Origin of the sequence: Micromonospora sp. DT53 (assembly GCF_049841535.1) — a bacterium.
Classification (GTDB): Bacteria; Actinomycetota; Actinomycetes; order Mycobacteriales; family Micromonosporaceae; genus Micromonospora.
Window position 1 is genome coordinate 12,432 of record NZ_JBNCKM010000014.1, and the last position, 17,215, is coordinate 29,646.

Here is a 17,215-nt window from a genome sequence, read left to right on the forward strand (position 1 = left end):
ACGCGGCCGGATCATCAGCGTAGTCCCCGCGTCAACGTTGCGCCGCCAACCGGTTCGCGGCGAACCAGGTAGTCGCGAAGTCGACAGCGGCTCGCGCCGGCAGGAGGCGGGCGTTGGCCCGCCCCACCCGACCGCGTCGCACCAACGGCGTCTCGTCGAGCGCGGCGCCCACCCTCGGAAAGTCCCGGTCGTCCAGGTCGAGAGCCCGGAAGTCGAGGCGGACCCGCCGACCGTCGACGAGCCGGAAGCAGTGGTAGTCGCGCTCGGGCGGCGGCACCGACAGTCGGTACTCGGCCAGGTGCAGGGCGCTGCACGCCTCGTAGCCGAGGCCGAGCAGCAGGATCTGCCCATCCACCGCGTAGAGGCCGCCAAGCGGTGAGCGTTCCCCCAGGTGGCACCTGAGGTCATGGCCGTCGGTGAGCTGCCGGGCCCGGGGGCCGAGCGCGGTGAACGAGGTCTGCGGATGGTCACTGCGCACCGCACCTGGGGTGCACCGGACGTGCTCGGCGAGGGCGCCCATCCGCTGTGAGGGCGTGGTGCGGCGGTCCCAGCCCGGCAGCGCCGCCTCGTACCGCTCGCGCCGCGCCCGGTCCATTCCCGCGGTGGCCGCCAGGTGGGCCCGGGAGGTGGTCGAGTTGCCGTCGGTGTGGGTGGGCACCAGCAGCGTGCCGGCCGGGCCGAGGACGTCGCGCAGCGCCCCGGCGAGGGTCGCGGGGCCGTCCTCCAGCAGGCCCACTCGACGCAGGCCGCAGTGCACCAACAGGCACACCCCTGGGCGTACGCCCAGCGCCCGAAGGTCGTCGGCGAGGCGGGGACGGCCCAGTCGCGGCGGTGGGTGCTCATCTGGACCCGACACGGGTCTCCTCCAGCGCGTGGCGCAGCTGGGCGACGAACCGCTCACCCGCCGCGGTGAGCGACCGGCTGGCCAGCAGCGCGTCGACGCCGTCCCGCGTCCACCCCAGGAAGTGGGCCGCGTGCGCCGACGCGTCCGGCTGGTCGCCGGCCGCCCGGGACTGCCAGACCTGGGTGACGGCGAGGTGGGCGTAGACGCCCTGGAGCACCCCCTCCGGAGGCCGCGGGTCGGGGCGCCAGGGCACCCGGATCCGGGTGCCCTGCCCGGGTTCGACCAGGTCGTACAGGTCGAGCGCCGCACCCAGCTTCGCGTGCTGCCACTCGTGCACGAGCAGCACCGCCATCGTCTCCGGGTCGGGATGGGGGGTGACGGCGACCGCGCCGAACGCGTGCCGGGCGGTCGCGCTCCGCAGGGGTCGCGCCGGGTCGGGCGCCAACGGCACCACGGCACGCAGGCCGCCGTCGAGCGCCGCCGCGTGCGCCGGCACGTCCCGGTGCACGACCCGCCAGGCATCCGCCAGGGTACGGCCCAACGCCCGCGCCGCCGGAACCTCCAGTCGGGACTCCACCGGCTGGCCGTAGCAGTCGCGGTAGGGGTCGCCGTCCTCCAGGAGCAACCGGCCACCGGGCACCGACACGTCCCGGGTCGGAAACCAGCCGGTCGCCGGCGGCGTCAGCGGATCGAGGAGCACCGTCTGCTCGACCGACCCGCCCCGGACCTGGAACCCGCCGGGCCGGACGGTCACCTCGGCGCTCGCCCCCAGGCCGGGCAGCACCAGGCTGCCGAGCGTGGGCAACGTGATCGCGTCGGCCCGCACCGGGACGTGCAACGCGGCCGGGACGCTGGCCCGCACGGCCGCGGCGATGGCGAGGGCCGGCAGTGGGTCGACTGCCGCGCCGAGGCCGGGCGGGGCGGACGAGTCGAGGCGATGCACCAGCCCGGGCCGGACGAAGGGGTGCGCGAGGACGGCCCGGACCGCCTCCGGCGCCGCCTGGTCGAGGTGGACGAGCAGGTCCCAGGCGGCCGTGGCACCGGAGCGGTCCCGACAGGCCGCCAGCAGCGCCCGGGTGATGGAGAGCTGGGTGGCGGCGAGCAGCCCGAGCGTCGCGGCCGACCCGTGCCCGGTCGCCAGGTCGTCGAGCAACTCGTCGACGGGCGAGGTGGCGGGCGAGGTGACGGACCACTCGCCGGTCGTGGGTGGGGTGGGCGGCGGATGGGCGTCCACGGTGTCGATCAGCCGGAGCAGGTCGGCGCAGTACACCGAGGGGTTGTCGAAGCCGGAGCCGGTGCGCCAGCGGTGGGCGTACAGGCCGCCGCCGCACCGATCGACCACCGGGCACGCCCGGCAGGTCAGGCAGAGCCCGTCCACGCCGTCCTGCCGGACGGCGACCCCGGGGTGCCGTGCGGCCTCGTCCACCGAGTGGTCGAACACGTCGAACCCGGTGTCGGCCGCGCCGTGGTACGCGGTCTTCAGCGAGTCGACCTGCTCCCAGCTGCCGTCCGCCTCGATGACCAGCACGTCGGCCGGCGCGAGGCCGAACGCCTCGGTGCCACCGCCACCCGGGCGCAGCGCCTCGAACATCCGGATCGACACCGGGCGTCCGTCGTCCACCCAGCGCCGGTGCACCCGCCCCAGCCAGTCGGCGTACGGGGTGGGGTCGGGGCCGGGGCGCTCCGGGGGGTGGTCCCAGGTGGCGTGGGGCAGCAGCAGGTCGACCCGGGGCGGGTTCTCGGCCAGCAGCGCCTCGTACACCCGGTCGGGATCGTTGCGGACGTCGACAGTGCAGAGGATGCCGGCGTAGCTGGCGCGGTGTTCCGGCCGCCGGAGCAGGGCCAGCGCCCGCCGGACGTGGTCGTGGCTGCTGCCGCCGTGGGCGAAGACCCGGTGGCGGTCGTTGGCCGCGCGGTCGCCGTCGAAGGACACGCCGACCCGCACGTCGTACTCGACGAACAGCCGGCACAGCTCCTCGTCGAGCAGCACGCCGTTGGTCTGCATGCGCAGGTCGAGCTGAGCCCAGGGGGTGATGGTCGAGCGCAGCTCGGCCAGCACCTCCCGCAACCCGGCGGCGCCCAGCAGCAGCGGCTCGCCCCCGTGCAGCACCACGTGCACGACCGGCAACCCGTGCTCGCGGGCGTGTTCGGCGATCCGCCGCGCGGCGGCCTGGACCGTGGCCGGCGGCATCCGCGTCGGACGGCCACGCCAGGTCTGGTCGGCGTGCTGGTAGATGTAGCAGTGGTCGCAGCTGAGGTCACATCGGCTGTGCACCTTCAACACGAACTGGCTGATCCGCCGGCAGGATCCGCCCACTCCGGGCGGACCGCACCGGCAGACCATCACTCAGATGGACGAGTTGAAGGCGGCGACGGCCACGATGCCGGACGGCACCGAGTCGTTCGTGACGACGCGCCTGCGCACCGCCTCGATCAGATCGGCGTGCTCGACGGCGATCCGTTCCAGCGGGGTGTGCAGGCTACGCGTGAGATCGTCTAGGTCGGGACGGGATGATCGGGCGGGGGCATGGTCCACAATGAGTCTCCGGGGGCCCGGGGCGCTGGGAGCGCGAGCGGCGGCTGTGGCTCGAACGGCTCTGGTCCGTGCCAAGGATAGACAAATATCGACCAAGTGTCACCGTCGGTATCACCGCCGGCACGGCGGGTGGCAGACCGCGCGGTGGACGGAGGAGGAGCTGACATGTGCCGGAGCATCAAGACGCTGCGCGAACCGTTCACCCCGCAGGTGACCGACGCGGACGTCGAGGCGGCGGCGTTGCAGTACGTCCGGAAGATCTCTGGCTTCCGGGCGCCCGCCGCGCACAACGCCGCCGCGTTCGACGCCGCGGTGGCCGCCGTGGCCGAGGCGACGCGCACCCTGCTCGACCAACTGGTGGTCCGGGGCGCCGGATCGGGCACCACGGACCGGCCGGCCACCGCCTCCAACTGATCGCCGCCCACCGGCACGGCCCCCGGCCGGGCCCGACCCCGCAGAGGGTCAGGCCGCGGCGAGCGCCGGTGCGACAGTGTCCGGCGCCCAGCGCGAGCGGTGGCACTGCGACCAGCCCCGACAACCCGGGTCGCCCAGCGAGCAGAGCCGCAGCCGGCTGAGCACCTCACCGTCCTCGGTGTCCCGCACGTCGAAGTGCACCGGACGGACCGTGCCGTCCGGGGCGACGAGCAGGTGCCGGCCCGCGTCGAGCGTGTCGTCGCGCAACAGGCAGTTGCGGCCCAGCAATCGGGCCAGTGCGGCGATGCTCGCGTGCTCGGAGAGCTGCTCGGGCACCCCGTAGCAGTCCACCACCGTCGCGAACTCGCCCGGCGCCTGCCAGACGTCACACACCACCGCGTACGTCGGCAGCCGTGCCGGGTCGGCCACCGCCAGCGGCATCACCACCCGACCAAGCGCCTCGGCCAGCGCCGGGTAGACCTCCACGGGTTGAGCCCCGTCGATTCTCCAGTTCCACAGCTCGGTCATTCCGCCTCCTCGCTGCGTTCGTCCCCACCGGCCTCCGGATCGGGCCTTACCCACGATGGTGGGGGGCATTTGACCCCAGCCGGGGGCAAGTTACCGGTCTGTGACCATTCCGGGCAAAATTTCCCTGAGCGGCATTGCTCGGAGTAGCGGGAAGGTGACAGTTTATCGGGTATGGTGCGCCATCCGCACCACCGCCACCGCGTGTCCTCCCGCGGGTCACCGGCCCTCGGTCAGCGCAGGACGACCCGGTGCTCCCCGCGAGGCAACAGCTCACCCACCACCGGGGCGCCGGGCACCTCGCCGGCGACCAACAGGCCACCGGAGGTCTGTGCGTCCGCCAGGAGCAGCCGCTCGGCCTCGTCCGCCGCGCCGAAGTCGGTCCACGGGGTCACCCACTCCAGGTTGCGCCGGCTGCCGCCACTGACGAACCCGTCGCGCAAGGCCTCGCGCGCGCCGGCCAGATAGGGCACCCGGGCAGTGTCGATGGCCACCGTGAGCTGGCTGGCCCGGGCCAGCTTCGAGGCGTGCCCGAGCAGCCCGAACCCGGTCACGTCGGTGCCGCACCGGATGCCGGCGGCGACCGCCGCACGGGCGGCGTCCCGGTTGAGCGCGCTCATCGTGGCCACCGCCTCCGGGAAGCTCTCACCTGTCGCCTTGTGCCGAGTGTTCAGCACACCCACCCCGAGCGGCTTGGTCAGCGACAACGGCACCCCGGCCCGCCCGGCGTCGAGGGTGATCAACTCCTCCGGCCGGACCGTGCCGGTGACCGCGAGACCGTACTTCGGGCCGTCGTCGTCCACGCTGTGCCCGCCGGCCAGGTGACAACCGGCCTCCCGCGCCACGTCCTGGCCGCCGCGCAGCACCTCACGGGCCAACTCCAGCGGCAGCACGTCGCGCGGCCAGCAGAGCAGGTTGAGCGCCACCAGCGGGGTACCGCCCATCGCGTACACGTCGGAGAGCGCGTTGGCCGCAGCGATCCGACCCCAGTCGTACGCGTCGTCGACGACCGGGGTGAAGAAGTCGGCGGTGCTGACCAGGCCGGTCCGCTCATCGAGACGCACCACCGCCGCGTCGTCGCCGTGATCCAGCCCGACCAGCAACTCCGCGGTGCCGGTCGCCGGGCCGAGACCGGCCACCATGATCTCCAGCTCGCCTGGCGGGATCTTGCAGGCGCAGCCACCGCCACGGGCGTACTTGGTCAACCGTACGGGTTCGGTCATCCCCCCATGATCTCGACAACACGCCACGATCGCCACCGTGACCACCCAGTCGGTGACCGAAATCGGACGCCCGAGAACGATCGTGACCGGTGTTACCGCTCCGTGACCCGCCGGGTTGCGTTCTGCCACATCAGGCCGCCTACAGTGGCCGCACCGGGGGTCAACCGACCCCGATCCGGGAGACGACAGGGGACGGTGGACGACGTGACGACGGGCGAACCGCTCATCGTGCTGGACGCGGTCAACAAGTGGTTCGGGCCGCTGCACGTGCTGGACGACGTCTCGCTGTCGGTGGGTCGGGGCGAGGTGGTCGTGGTGATCGGCCCGTCCGGCTCCGGCAAGTCGACGCTGTGCCGCACGATCAACCGACTGGAACCGATCAACTCGGGCACCATCACCTTCGACGGTCAGCCGCTGCCGGCCGAGGGCAAGCCCCTCGCCAAGCTGCGCAGCGAGGTGGGCATGGTCTTCCAGTCCTTCAACCTCTTCGCGCACAAGACCATCCTGGAGAACGTCACCCTCGGCCCGATCAAGGTCCGCAAGGAGAAGCCGACCGCCGCCCGCGAGCGCGGCCTGGCCCTCCTCGACCGGGTCGGCATCGCCAACCAGGCGGACAAGTTCCCGGCCCAACTCTCCGGCGGACAGCAGCAGCGGGCGGCCATCGCCCGGGCACTGGCCATGCAGCCCAAGGCGATGCTCTTCGACGAGCCGACAAGCGCCCTGGACCCGGAGATGGTCGGCGAGGTGCTCGAGGTGATGACCTCGCTGGCCAGCGACGGCATGACGATGGTCGTGGTCACCCACGAGATGGGCTTCGCCCGGCACGCGGCGAACCGGGTCATCTTCATGGCCGACGGGCAACTGGTCGAGGACGCCCCACCGGCGGAGTTCTTCGCGAACCCGCGCAGCGAGCGGGCCCGAGACTTCCTCTCCAAGATCCTCACGCACTAGGCGTCCGTAGTGGAGCGCGCCGTACTCGGTGGGCTCCGTTGAAGAAGGAGAAGAGTATGCGTATCAAGCGCGTTGCGGCAGTCGCCGCGGTCGCCGCTCTGGCGCTCGGCCTCACCGCCTGTGGTGGCGACGACGGCGGGGAGGGCACCGGCGCTGACAGCAAGTCCTTCGCCGCCGGCACCACCATGGAGAAGCTGAACAAGGCCCAGAAGATCAAGGTCGGCACCAAGATCGACCAGCCTGGCTTCGGCCAGAAGGGCCTGTCGGGCAAGCCCGAGGGCTTCGACGTCGAGATCGCCAAGATGATCGTCGAGAAGCTCGGCATCCCCGAGGACAAGATCGAGTGGGTCGAGACCCCGTCGAAGGTCCGCGAGGACGTCATCGTCAACGGCACCGTCGACCTGGTCGCGGCGACCTACACGATCAACGACAAGCGCAAGGAGCGCATCGCCTTCGCCGGGCCATACTACGAGGCTGGCCAGAACATCATGGTGAAGAAGGACGACACCACAATCACCGGTCCGGACTCGTTCAAGGACGGCACCAAGAAGGTCTGCTCGGCCACCGGCTCCACCCCGATCGAGGAGATCAAGAAGTACGTGAAGGACGTTGCCACCCAGGTGGTGCCGTTCGACACCTACGACAAGTGCCGGGACGCCCTGAAGAGCGGCCAGGTCGACGCCCTCACCACGGACAACGTGATCCTGCTCGGCTACATCGCCAAGGACGAGGCGTCCTTCAAGATGGCCGGCGACAACTTCACCAAGGAGCCGTACGGCATCGGAGTGAAGAAGGAAGACACCGACTTCCGCAACTTCATCAACGACGTGCTTGAGCAGTCGTTCTCGGACGGCAGCTGGAAGAAGGCATGGGACGAGACCGCCGGCAAGTTCGGCGCGACGCTGGGCGAAGCGCCCAACCTGAACCGGTACTGATCCGCTAGATCTGGAAGGTGGGGAGGAAACCGACCCGTGAGTGTGCTCATCGAGAAGTTCGACGTATTCGTGGGCGGGTTCTGGCTCACCTTCCAGATCTGCGTACTCGCCGCGATCGGCGCCCTGATCCTGGGCGCCGTCGTGGCGGTGCTGCGGATCTCGCCGGTGCCGCCGCTGCGCGCGGTCGGCACCACGTACGTCAACGTGTTCCGGAACATGCCACTGACCGTGGTGATGTTCTTTACCGCATTCGGTCTGCCGGCCCTGGGCTCGAACGCGGACTTCCTGCGTATCCCCGGGCTGGACGTGGTGTTCAGCCGACTCGGGATCGACCTGCCATATTTCCGATTCGCCGTGATCGCGCTCGTGCTCTACACCGGTGCGTTCGTCTGCGAGGCGCTGCGCTCGGGTGTGAACGCGGTACCTGCCGGGCAGGCGGAGGCCGCCCGGTCGCTCGGGCTCACGTTCGGCCAGAATCTGCGCTACGTGGTCCTACCGCAGTCCTGGAAGGCCTCGGCGGTGCCGCTCGGCTCGGTCATCATCGCGATGATCAAGAACTCGGCGCTGGTCGGCTTCTTCGGCCTGATCGGTGACCTGTCGCAGACCGCCGACCAGCTCACCTCTGCCGGCGGCTATGCGTTCATCCCGGTCGCCATCGGCATCTCGGTCGGATACCTGATCATGACGGTGCCGCTCGGTGCCCTGCTGGACCGGATCGAGAAGCGACAGGCGGTGGCCCGATGAGTCAGCAGACCAGCGTCCTCTACGACATCCCCGGCCCCCGGCAACGGCGGATCACCCTCATCAGCAGCATCGTCGCCGGCGTGGTCCTGCTCGTCGGGGCGTACTTCCTCATCTACCGACCGCTGGACGACAAGGGCCAGTTCTCGATGGAGCTGTGGGGGCCGCTCATCGACCCCTCCAACGAGAACTTCACCCTGGTCTGGGAGCGGATCGGCATCGGCTTCAAGAACACCCTGATCGCGGCGGCGATGGCCATCGTGGCCTCACTGGTGGTCGGAACGCTGCTCGCCGTGCTGCGGATCCAGCTCAAGAGCCTGACCCGACGGCGGTTCGTCGGCGCGGCGACGCCGCTGGCGTACCTGCTGCGTGGGCTCAGCGCGCTGCTGTCGGCCATCACCCGTGTCTGCGTCGAGGTGTTCCGCGGCCTGCCCGTCGTGATCACCATCTTCTTCGTGGCCCGCGGCTTCCCCGAGTTCGGCCTCTACTTCGACAACCTCTGGTATCTGGTCATCGGCCTCACCATCTACAACTCCGTAGTGATCGGCGAGATCCTCCGCTCCGGCATGGAGGGGCTGCCGGGCGGCCAGGCGGAGGCCGCTGAAGCCATCGGACTCTCCCCGACACAGACCACCCGAATGATCCTGCTGCCGCAGGCCTTCCGGATCATGCTGCCGGCACTGATCAGCCAGCTGGTCGTGGTGCTCAAGGACACCTCGCTGGGGTTCATCATCAGCTACGAGGAGACCCTGAACATCGGCAAGCAGATCATCGGTGCGCTGGGCAACCCGATCCAGGTGTACGTCGTGATCGCCGTGCTCTTCATCGCGGTGAACTACTCGCTGTCGAAGCTCGCCCAGTACGTCCAACGGCGGCTCGCCCGGGGCCGCAAGACCGCCGGCACCCCTACACAGAACCCGCCGCCGGCGGCCCTGATCTCCCAGGCCGAGGGCGGCGGCGCGGCCGCCTGAGCCACCCGTCACTCTGACCAGCAGGCCCGAAGGCCCCCCCGAGCAATTCGGGGCGGCCTTCGGTCATCTCCAGCCTCCGCGCGGCGACGGGCCGGACCGATATGTCATCGGTACCGGCCCACCCGCCACATCGTCGCTACTGCAACGGTTTTATGGCGTCAGCTAGCAGCCGGTGCAGGGGAGGTAACCAAGTTCCTCCTCCCAGGAAATCTTGAAACTCGCACCAGAGGTGTAGGTGACCTCCACCCACGCGTAATTCCCGCGCGAATCGTTGGGAGTGGGCATGGTGGGAACGCCGATAGTGATCCGATGCTCGCCGTCGCCGGTTCCGCTCACCGAGCCAGTCTTACGGCTCCAGAACTCGCCGTTGACGTAGAGGTCTGCCTGATAATCGGACTTCGAGACTTCACAGCGCCCATCGACCGTCACCGTTCCACTGCGCCCCTGGTCCGGCGTTGACCAGGAAGACCCGAGAGTCTGGCAAAACGGAGGCTCGGCGGCCGAGGCGGTGCCACCCTTGCCCACCACCGCAAGCGTTGCTACCGGAGCCGTCGCAGTACGCTCGCCGGCCGCCATATCCGCTGCGTTCAGCGCGGTGCCAGAGGGCCTCTTGACGGCCGCCGGCGCGACGGCAGAACCCCAACTCAGTGGCCAACAGGTGTTCTTGCTGTCGCTGTCACCGGGAAGCTCCGGAACTTCCACTTTACTTGAGGCGGTAACGCAGGCGCTGTCGGTGTTTCCCAGCGGGGCGGCCGGAATCGTGAAGCTGACCGAATAGCTCTGATCATTGGTCAGGGACGAGTCGCTGAAAAATTCTCCCCCGCCCGGCCGATTGTATGCATAGACCGAGTAGGTGCGGGCCCCAACCGAGCCTGTACAGGACATCGAGACGTCGACGTCCCACCAAGCGCCGGAGCTGTCACTCTCCAATGTCTTCGCGATGACCGGTGTGCTGCAATTCCACGACGGCCCCGCGGCCGCCGGGGAGGAAGGTGCGACAATTCCGGCCGTCACGACAGCGACAGCTAAGGGCATTGTGGCAAGGTGTCGGATTCTCATCGTTTCCCCGTTCCGTCGATTTCGTATCCGTACCCGACTGAAACTACATCCGTTGCCGAAATCGCGAAGCGCGGTTCCTGCTCCGGTTGCGGATCCAATAAGTCGGGGTACCGTAACGGCCGGTTCATCGACACTTCTGATTCCTTGCTGGCTGGGGCTCTGCCGTGAGGGCATGCAGAACCCCCAGCCCCACGATGAGACCAGGAATGAACCATCTCGCACTATCTGACGTATCCGAGAGACGTCACCGAACCCGGTCGGTCAGCGGGCGATCTCGGTGACCCGGGACTCGCGGACCACGGTCACCCGGATCTGACCCGGGTAGGTCAGCTCCTCCTCGATCTGCTTGGCCACGTCGCGGGCCAGCACTGCCGCCCCGATGTCGTCCACGTCGTCCGGCTTGACCATCACCCGGATCTCCCGGCCGGCCTGCATGGCGAAGACCTTGTCCACGCCGATCTTGCCGGCCGCGATCTCCTCGATCCGCTCCAACCGCTTGACGTACGCCTCAAGACTCTCCCGACGCGCGCCCGGCCGACCGCCGGAACAGGCGTCGGAGGCCTGGGTGAGGACGGCCTCGATGGTCTGCGGGGGCACCTCGTTGTGGTGCGCCTCGATGGCGTGCACCACGTCCTCGTGCTCGCCGTACTTGCGGGCCAGGTCCGCGCCGATGATGGCGTGGCTGCCCTCCACCTCGTGGGTGAGCGCCTTGCCGATGTCGTGCAGGAACGCCGACCGCTTGATGATGGGCACGTCCAACCGCAGCTCGGCGGCCATGATGCCGGCGATGTGGGCGGTCTCGACCAGGTGCTTGAGCACGTTCTGCCCGTACGAGGTGCGGTAACGCAGCCGGCCGAGCAGGGTCACCAGCTCCGGGTGGATCTCGGTGATGCCGACCTCGACCAGGGCGTCCTCGGCGGCGCGGAGGCAGAGCTGCTCCACCTCCTGCCGGGCCAGGTCGTAGACCTCCTCGATCCGGTGCGGGTGGATGCGCCCGTCCAGGACCAGCTTCTCCAGGGTCACCCGGCCCACCTCCCGACGGACCGGGTCGAAGCAGGAGAGCAGCACCGCCTCGGGGGTGTCGTCGATGATCAGGTTGACGCCGGTGACCGACTCGAAGGCGCGGATGTTGCGCCCCTCCCGGCCGATGATCCGCCCCTTCATCTCGTCACCGGGCAGGTGCAGGACACTGACCACGCTCTCCGCGGTCTGCTCGCTGGCGACCCGCTGGATCGCGTCCACCACGATGTGTCGGGCGCGCTGCTCGGCCGTGTTGCGCGCGTCGGACTCGATGTCCCGCACGAGCAGCGCCGCTTCCCGCTTGGCCTGCGTCTCGATGGCGTCGACCAGCTCCAGTCGCGCGGAGTCGGCGGTGAGCCCGGCGACCCGCTCCAGCTCCCGGCGGCGCAGCTCCTCCGACTCGGTCAGCTCGGCCTCCCGCTGGGTGAGCGTGGCCTCCCGGGCGGCGAGGGCAGCCTTCGCGGCGGTGAGCTGCCGCTCCCGCTCGGCGAACCGCTCCACCTCCTCGGTGTGCATCCGCTCCCGCTCGTCCATCCGGGCGGCCCGACGCTCCACCTCGGCGGCCTGCTCCCGGGTGGTGGCGGCGAGCACCGCGACCTCCCGCTCGCCGCTGCGCCGGGCTGCCGTCCGCAGCTGCTCGGCGTCCGCCTCGGCCTGCTTGTGGGCGCGCTCCAGAACGGTGTCCGCCTCGGCCCGGGCGTCGTCGAGGACCCGACGCGCCTCGGCGCGGGCCGCCTTCGCCTCGGCCTTCGCCGCCGCCGCCTCGGTACGGGCTGCGGCGGCTGCGGACTTCGCCACGTCGATCGTGCTGTTCGCCTCGTCGGCCGCGGTCCGCAAAGCGGCGAGGGACTGCTCCTGGCGGTCCTTCTCGGCGATGAAGGCGGGATCCTCCGGGGCCGGCGCGGCGCCCATCCGGCGCATTGTCCGGATGCCGACCAGCACGGCCCCGATCACCACCACCGCGAGGACGAGGACGGCCGCGAGGAGCGCGACGTCGAACGCGTTCATGCCGGGACCCCGTCGGGTCTACCGATGAACCTGTGCCGCCGCCCCGCCATGGCCGCCTCCCCTAACGTCGAGACCGCAGCGACCGTGCCGGGGGCACACTCCTGCGGCTGTGGACGCCCGACCGGAGCGGCTGGCCGTGGGTAGCTTTCTCCGCCGGCGGTGCCCGTGGGCAGCGTCGGCGACCGGGTGCAGTTGTGCAGCGTTCCGGACCGGCCTGTCCGGAACTGCCGCCAAAGGCCGCGGAGTCGGCCAAAGTGATGCTGTTCTGTTACGCGATCTATGTTGTGCGCTTAGCCTGCGCTGGTCGGGCAATGTGAGCCTGTATGGCGAGGCTAGGTCGCCGGGGGTGCTCTGGTCAAGGACTCATGATCAAACCCCCCGAACGGAGAGAAGTTGAACCGTCACCGCGCGCTGATATCGCGCCGGACAGGAGGGGACAAACTCCGCGAGGTGTGCCGCCCCTTGGACGTGTCGGGCCTGCTCAGCCCCACCCAGCGGGCTGTCAGACGAGCCTGACGACCGGGCGAGGTGTGACAGATCCGTCTCACCCGAGTCAGCTGGCGCCGACCGCCACCGCCGCCGCGACCAACGCCGCGTTGTCCGCGGCGGGTGAGCCGTCCGGCAGGCACAGGGTGTCCTCGAGCCCGATGCGGGCGTCCAGGCCCCGGCCAACCGCCTCGGCGAGGACCGGCCAGGTCGCCGGACCCTCGGCGTGCAGCAACACCGACGGCGCGTGCGCCGGCAGCGCGGCGAGAATCCGGGAGGCGTCGGCCAACGCGACAGCCACATCCTCAGCCATGCACTCGACCAGAACCCGCCCGGCCGGCACCCGCCACCTCCGGTACGCCGCGACCGCGTCGAGCGTCCACAGCCCTGCCTCGACGAGCACACCGCGCTCGTGCAGGGCGGCTGCGACCGCCTCGGCACCGGGCTCGTGGGCGTTTACCGAAGCGAAGTCGGGCAGCACCGGCCAGGCCCGGACGGCGGCCACCCGGGCAGCCGGATCCGGCGAGATCCACGCTCCGGTGCTCACCCCGACCGGCAGCCCCGGCCGGGCGGCACGGATCGCGGTCAGCGCGTCGGCGATCACCGCCGGCCGCAGTGACTCGGCGCCGGACTCGTCCCGGGGATGAACGTGCACGGCCGCGACGCCGAGCGCCACGCAGCGGGCCGCGTCGACGGCCAGCTCCGCCGCCGTGAGCGGCACCGCCGGATGGGCCCGCCGGTCGCGCCCACCATTCAGACATGCCTTCAACACCAGGCCCGCACCCCCATCGGGAGTCGCAGCGGACCGCCCACCGGGCCGCTCACTCGACCAGTCGGTTGTCGCGTTCCAACTCGCCCTCGGCATCGGCGAGCGCGTCGGCGTCGATCTGCTCGGCGAACTCGGCCGCCTCGGCGCTCTGCGCGGCGAGCGCGTCCTTCACCGCCCGGATGGCCACGCCCGGCGGGTAGCCCTTGCGGGCCAGCATGCCCACCAGCCGGCGGAAGACCGCATCCGGCTCGCCTCGGGCGGTGCGCAGTTTGCGCTCCACGAGGCCACGGGCGGTGTCCGCCTCGGTCTCCTCGTCCAGCTCACCCAGCGCCTCGGTGGCCACCTCGCCGTCCACGCCCTTGCGGCGCAGCTCGTTGGCGAGCGCCCGGCGAGCGAGGCCACGCCCGGCGTGCCGGCTGGACACCCAGGCCCGCGCGAACGCGGCGTCATCGATGATGCCGACCTCGTCGTACCGGTCGAGGACCTCGGCCGAGACCTCCTCGGAGATGCCCCGCTTGGCCAACGCCCCGGCCAGCTCGGCCCGGGTGCGGGGCCGGACGGCGAGCTGGCGCAGGCAGATCTCGCGGGCCACCTCGGACTCGTCCCGAGGAGGGGCCGGAGACTCGACGGTGTCGGCCCCCTCGGACCCACCCCGGCGGCCTCGCCGAGGGCGGGGTGGATCGGTGGCGTCGCCCGTACGAGGCGGACTGGCATCCCAGCCCCGCCCCGTACGAGCGCGTCGTCCTGCCATCGGTCAGCGACCGGTCAGAAGTCGACAGGCGGCAGCTCGGGGCCACCGGCGGCGTCACCCGCGCCGACCCCGACGCCGAGCTTCTCCAGGATCTTCTTCTCGATCTCGGCGGCCACGTCCGGGTTTTCCTTCAGGAACTCCCGGGCCTTCTCCTTGCCCTGGCCGAGCTGGTCACCGTCGTACGTGTACCACGCTCCGGACTTGCGGATGATCGCCTGCTCCACGCCGACGTCGATCAGCGAACCCTCACGCGAGATGCCCTTGCCATACATGATGTCGAACTCGGCCTGCTTGAACGGCGCGGCGACCTTGTTCTTCACGACCTTGACCCGGGTGCGGTTACCGACCACGTCGGTGCCGTCCTTGAGGCTCTCGATGCGTCGCACGTCGAGCCGGACCGAGGCGTAGAACTTCAGCGCCCGACCACCGGTAGTGGTCTCCGGGCTGCCGAACATGACGCCGATCTTTTCCCGCAGCTGGTTGATGAAGATCGCCGTGGTGCCGGTGTTGCTGAGCACACCGGTGATCTTCCGGAGCGCCTGGCTCATCAGCCGGGCCTGGAGGCCCACGTGGCTGTCGCCCATCTCGCCCTCGATCTCGGCGCGCGGCACCAGGGCCGCCACCGAGTCGATCACGATGATGTCGATCGCGCCGGAGCGGATCAGCATGTCCGCGATTTCCAGCGCCTGCTCGCCGGTGTCCGGCTGCGAGACCAGCATCGCGTCGGTGTCGACCCCGAGGGCCTTCGCGTACTCCGGGTCGAGCGCGTGCTCGGCGTCGATGAAGGCGGCGATGCCGCCGAGTCGCTGGGCGCTGGCCACCGAGTGCAGCGCCACCGTGGTCTTACCGCTGGACTCGGGACCGTAGATCTCGACCACCCGGCCACGGGGCAGGCCGCCAATGCCGAGGGCAACGTCGAGCGCGATGGAGCCGGTCGGAATGATTGCGGTCTGGATGACCGGCCGGTCACCCAGCCGCATCACCGAGCCCTTGCCGAATTGCTTGTCAATCTGAGCGAGAGCAAGGTCGAGTGCCTTCTCCCGGTCAGGCCCTGCTGCCATGGTTGCCACCCCTGCCTTCGCCGGCGTCTTTGCTGAGCTTCGCGTCACGCGGACACGCTAGGCGCTAGGTCCGACAGAAAACCAGCCGACGGGCCGCGAGCTGTGGACGAGCACCCCGCTGTGGACAATAGCCGAACAGGTGTACGACTCGGCAAGCGACACGCGGAAGGGGCGAAAAGGCTGCTCAGCGTAGTCGAGCTGGCACGCGGTCGGGGTACGCGGCGCAGACCGCCCGCCACACCACGTGCGTCTGCTCCCCCGACGCCAGGGCCTGCTCGATGGTCCGTCCGCCGAGCTGGGACAGCACCTGATCGCGGGCGATGCTGGCCGCGTAGCCGGGCCCGAACGCCTCGTCCAACCGCGTCCAGAAGTCGGTCAGCCGCACAGTGATCAGCCCTCCTCGTCCGGTGCCCCGGTCGGCACCGGCCGCAACGCTAGCGCCACCAGGGGCGCCGCCGCGACCGCCGCGAGCAGGGTGAGCACGGGATAACCGGCGAACTGCATGACAAACCCGCTGACCACGGCGGCCCCGGCTCCGGCCAGCCCCATGATCAGGTCGGACAGCCCCTGGACGCTCGGCCGCACGTCGGCCGCCACCGACTCGGACAGCAGGGTCGAGCCGGCCACCATCGTCCCCGACCAACCCAGGCCGAGCAGGACCAGACCGATCGAGAGCCGAGGCGTGTGGTGCCCGGCGGTGCCGGCGACCGCGCAGGCGGCCAGCAGCAGCCCGACCCCACCGAGGATCACCGCCCGTCGACCGAGCCGGTCGGTGAGCCAACCGACCACCGGGGAGAACGCGTACATGCCGGCGATGTGCAGGCTCAGCACGATGCCCACCAGCCGCAACACGTCGGCGTCGGCGTGCGACTCACCGAGCCGGACCGGCGTCATCGCCATCACCGCCACCATCACCAGGTGACCCACCGCCACGGCGGCGATGCCGAGTCGGGCGGCGGGCTGTCCGCGTACCACCGACCAGGCCGCACGCATCCCGGCGCCGCGCGGCGCGCGCACCCCGACCGGCGCGGTGGCCGGCGTCGCACCGCCACCTGCCGCCGGCGCCTCGGCCGCCACGGCGGTCGCCGTCGCGTCGGCGGCCGGCGGCGGATCGGCAGCGGTCGCCTCGGCCGCCGCGAGCCGCCGCGCGGTGAGCAGCGGGTCGGGCCGGAGCAACCCGAGGAGTACGACGGCAGCCAACACGAACGCGGCAGCGCTGAACGCGAACGGGCCGGCCAGCGGGGGCAGCCCCCAGCGGGTGGTGACCCGGTCGGCCAGGGCGGCGAAGTTCGGCGCGGCCACCGCGCCGATGGTGGTCGCCCAGACGATCAGGGAGAGCTGCCGCCCCCGGCGGGCCGGCTCGGCGAGATCCACAGCCGTGTAGCGGGCCTGCAGGTTCGCGGCGGTGCCCCCGCCGAAGAGCAGCATGCCGAGGAAGAGCAGCGGCACCCAGCGGGTGGCCGCGGCCACCACCACCAGCACGCCGCCGACGGCACCTACCGCGTACGCCAGCACCAGGCCCGGCCGGCGACCGTGCCGCGCCATGATCCGGGTCACCGGGACGGCGAGCAGCGCGGCACCGACCACCCCGGCGCTCTGCGCGACGCCGGCCACCGCGGTCCCGGCGATCCGGGCCGCGAGCAGCGCGCCCACGGCGATGCCGATGGTCACGCCGATGCCGCCGATGATCTGGGTGGTGAAGAGCAGCCGCAGGGTACGCCGCTGGATCGACGCGATGTCGGGTCGGGCGGCGGTACGCGGCGCGGTCAGGTCGGTCGCCATCGGCGCTCCTCAGGACGGGTGACTCATCCTCGCGCACCCGCACCGACCGGCGGCAGTGGGTTTTGCCGACAGCCGAACCCGGTCCGGTCGAGCACGCCCCGTCGCGCCGGAACGGGGTCGCTCCCGGCGCGGCCCACGC

Annotated in this window: 17 protein-coding genes; 5 read left to right on the plus strand and 12 right to left on the minus strand. The window is 70.9% G+C overall.

The features are described 5' to 3' along the window. Nucleotides 1-31: 31 nt before the first annotated feature. The 3 genes from ACLQ3B_RS32335 to ACLQ3B_RS32345 form a co-directional block, all read right to left on the minus strand. The gene (locus ACLQ3B_RS32335) at nucleotides 32-856 is read right to left on the minus strand and encodes an aminoglycoside N(3)-acetyltransferase (protein WP_425784464.1); all 825 of its coding nucleotides are present in this window, start codon (nucleotides 854-856) and stop codon (nucleotides 32-34) included. After that, nucleotides 840-3,128: an FxsB family cyclophane-forming radical SAM/SPASM peptide maturase gene (locus tag ACLQ3B_RS32340; protein WP_425784465.1), complete on the minus strand. Its 2,289-nt coding sequence runs from the start codon at nucleotides 3,126-3,128 to the stop codon at nucleotides 840-842. Before ACLQ3B_RS32340 ends, ACLQ3B_RS32335 begins: the two co-directional genes overlap by 17 nt. Nucleotides 3,129-3,191: 63 nt before the next feature. Further along, entirely contained in the window at nucleotides 3,192-3,380 is a 189-nt protein-coding gene (locus tag ACLQ3B_RS32345; protein WP_124817660.1) for a hypothetical protein, read from the minus strand. A gap of 165 nt (nucleotides 3,381-3,545) precedes the next feature. Between ACLQ3B_RS32345 and ACLQ3B_RS32350 the strand changes: the two genes are divergently transcribed. Next, on the plus strand, nucleotides 3,546-3,794 hold the full coding sequence (locus ACLQ3B_RS32350; RefSeq protein ID WP_425784466.1) for a DUF2277 family protein: 249 nt from the start codon (nucleotides 3,546-3,548) through the stop codon (nucleotides 3,792-3,794). Nucleotides 3,795-3,842: 48 nt separating this feature from the next. Here ACLQ3B_RS32350 and ACLQ3B_RS32355 read toward each other — a convergent pair whose 3' ends face one another. Continuing rightward, the gene (locus ACLQ3B_RS32355) at nucleotides 3,843-4,322 is read right to left on the minus strand and encodes a hypothetical protein (RefSeq protein ID WP_425784467.1); all 480 of its coding nucleotides are present in this window, start codon (nucleotides 4,320-4,322) and stop codon (nucleotides 3,843-3,845) included. Between the two features lie 230 nt (nucleotides 4,323-4,552). Beyond that, nucleotides 4,553-5,542 (minus strand): selenide, water dikinase SelD, encoded by a 990-nt coding sequence (gene selD, locus ACLQ3B_RS32360; RefSeq protein ID WP_425784468.1) that lies wholly within the window; start codon nucleotides 5,540-5,542, stop codon nucleotides 4,553-4,555. Nucleotides 5,543-5,737: 195 nt separating this feature from the next. Here selD and ACLQ3B_RS32365 point away from each other — a divergent pair, with 195 nt between their 5' ends. The 4 genes from ACLQ3B_RS32365 to ACLQ3B_RS32380 are packed head-to-tail and all read left to right on the plus strand — an operon-like array spanning nucleotide 5,738 to nucleotide 9,140. Continuing rightward, the gene (locus ACLQ3B_RS32365; protein WP_425784469.1) at nucleotides 5,738-6,493 is read left to right on the plus strand and encodes an amino acid ABC transporter ATP-binding protein; all 756 of its coding nucleotides are present in this window, start codon (nucleotides 5,738-5,740) and stop codon (nucleotides 6,491-6,493) included. A 56-nt stretch (nucleotides 6,494-6,549) separates the two neighbouring features. Then, nucleotides 6,550-7,428, plus strand: a complete 879-nt coding sequence (locus ACLQ3B_RS32370) for a glutamate ABC transporter substrate-binding protein (RefSeq protein ID WP_425784470.1) — start codon at nucleotides 6,550-6,552, stop codon at nucleotides 7,426-7,428. A 36-nt stretch (nucleotides 7,429-7,464) separates the two neighbouring features. Continuing rightward, entirely contained in the window at nucleotides 7,465-8,172 is a 708-nt protein-coding gene (locus ACLQ3B_RS32375) for an amino acid ABC transporter permease (RefSeq protein ID WP_425784471.1), read from the plus strand. Beyond that, nucleotides 8,169-9,140, plus strand: coding sequence for an amino acid ABC transporter permease (locus ACLQ3B_RS32380; protein ID WP_425784472.1), 972 nt, complete (start codon nucleotides 8,169-8,171; stop codon nucleotides 9,138-9,140). The genes ACLQ3B_RS32375 and ACLQ3B_RS32380 overlap by 4 nt, the downstream gene beginning before the upstream one ends. 162 nt (nucleotides 9,141-9,302) lie before the next feature. Here ACLQ3B_RS32380 and ACLQ3B_RS32385 read toward each other — a convergent pair whose 3' ends face one another. The 7 genes from ACLQ3B_RS32385 to ACLQ3B_RS32415 all read right to left on the minus strand — a co-directional run bounded on the left by ACLQ3B_RS32385 (nucleotide 9,303) and on the right by ACLQ3B_RS32415 (nucleotide 17,076). After that, nucleotides 9,303-10,154, minus strand: a complete 852-nt coding sequence (locus tag ACLQ3B_RS32385) for a hypothetical protein (protein WP_425784473.1) — start codon at nucleotides 10,152-10,154, stop codon at nucleotides 9,303-9,305. 306 nt (nucleotides 10,155-10,460) lie between these two features. Beyond that, nucleotides 10,461-12,227 (minus strand): ribonuclease Y, encoded by a 1,767-nt coding sequence (gene rny / locus ACLQ3B_RS32390; protein ID WP_425784474.1) that lies wholly within the window; start codon nucleotides 12,225-12,227, stop codon nucleotides 10,461-10,463. Between the two features lie 553 nt (nucleotides 12,228-12,780). Beyond that, the gene (locus ACLQ3B_RS32395) at nucleotides 12,781-13,485 is read right to left on the minus strand and encodes a 3-keto-5-aminohexanoate cleavage protein (protein ID WP_425784475.1); all 705 of its coding nucleotides are present in this window, start codon (nucleotides 13,483-13,485) and stop codon (nucleotides 12,781-12,783) included. Between the two features lie 49 nt (nucleotides 13,486-13,534). Then, nucleotides 13,535-14,233: a regulatory protein RecX gene (locus tag ACLQ3B_RS32400; RefSeq protein WP_425784476.1), complete on the minus strand. Its 699-nt coding sequence runs from the start codon at nucleotides 14,231-14,233 to the stop codon at nucleotides 13,535-13,537. 14 nt (nucleotides 14,234-14,247) lie between these two features. Beyond that, entirely contained in the window at nucleotides 14,248-15,294 is a 1,047-nt protein-coding gene (gene recA / locus ACLQ3B_RS32405; RefSeq protein ID WP_425784477.1) for a recombinase RecA, read from the minus strand. 184 nt (nucleotides 15,295-15,478) lie between these two features. Then, a complete protein-coding gene (locus tag ACLQ3B_RS32410) occupies nucleotides 15,479-15,679 on the minus strand; it encodes a DUF3046 domain-containing protein (protein WP_030489422.1) in 201 nt (66 codons plus the stop codon). A gap of 5 nt (nucleotides 15,680-15,684) precedes the next feature. Continuing rightward, a complete protein-coding gene (locus ACLQ3B_RS32415) occupies nucleotides 15,685-17,076 on the minus strand; it encodes an MFS transporter (protein WP_425784478.1) in 1,392 nt (463 codons plus the stop codon). Nucleotides 17,077-17,215: the final 139 nt, after the last annotated feature.

What these genes read in the sequence shown, in the direction of transcription:
- ACLQ3B_RS32350 (WP_425784466.1), top strand. Translation starts at nt 3,546, where the DNA reads ATGTGCCGGAGCATCAAGACGCTGCGCGAACCGTTCACCCCGCAGGTG.
- ACLQ3B_RS32355 (WP_425784467.1), bottom strand. Translation starts at nt 4,322, where the DNA reads ATGACCGAGCTGTGGAACTGGAGAATCGACGGGGCTCAACCCGTGGAG.
- selD (WP_425784468.1), bottom strand. Translation starts at nt 5,542, where the DNA reads ATGACCGAACCCGTACGGTTGACCAAGTACGCCCGTGGCGGTGGCTGC.
- ACLQ3B_RS32370 (WP_425784470.1), top strand. Translation starts at nt 6,550, where the DNA reads ATGCGTATCAAGCGCGTTGCGGCAGTCGCCGCGGTCGCCGCTCTGGCG.
- ACLQ3B_RS32380 (WP_425784472.1), top strand. Translation starts at nt 8,169, where the DNA reads ATGAGTCAGCAGACCAGCGTCCTCTACGACATCCCCGGCCCCCGGCAA.
- rny (WP_425784474.1), bottom strand. Translation starts at nt 12,227, where the DNA reads ATGAACGCGTTCGACGTCGCGCTCCTCGCGGCCGTCCTCGTCCTCGCG.
- ACLQ3B_RS32400 (WP_425784476.1), bottom strand. Translation starts at nt 14,233, where the DNA reads ATGGCAGGACGACGCGCTCGTACGGGGCGGGGCTGGGATGCCAGTCCG.
- recA (WP_425784477.1), bottom strand. Translation starts at nt 15,294, where the DNA reads ATGGCAGCAGGGCCTGACCGGGAGAAGGCACTCGACCTTGCTCTCGCT.
- ACLQ3B_RS32415 (WP_425784478.1), bottom strand. Translation starts at nt 17,076, where the DNA reads ATGGCGACCGACCTGACCGCGCCGCGTACCGCCGCCCGACCCGACATC.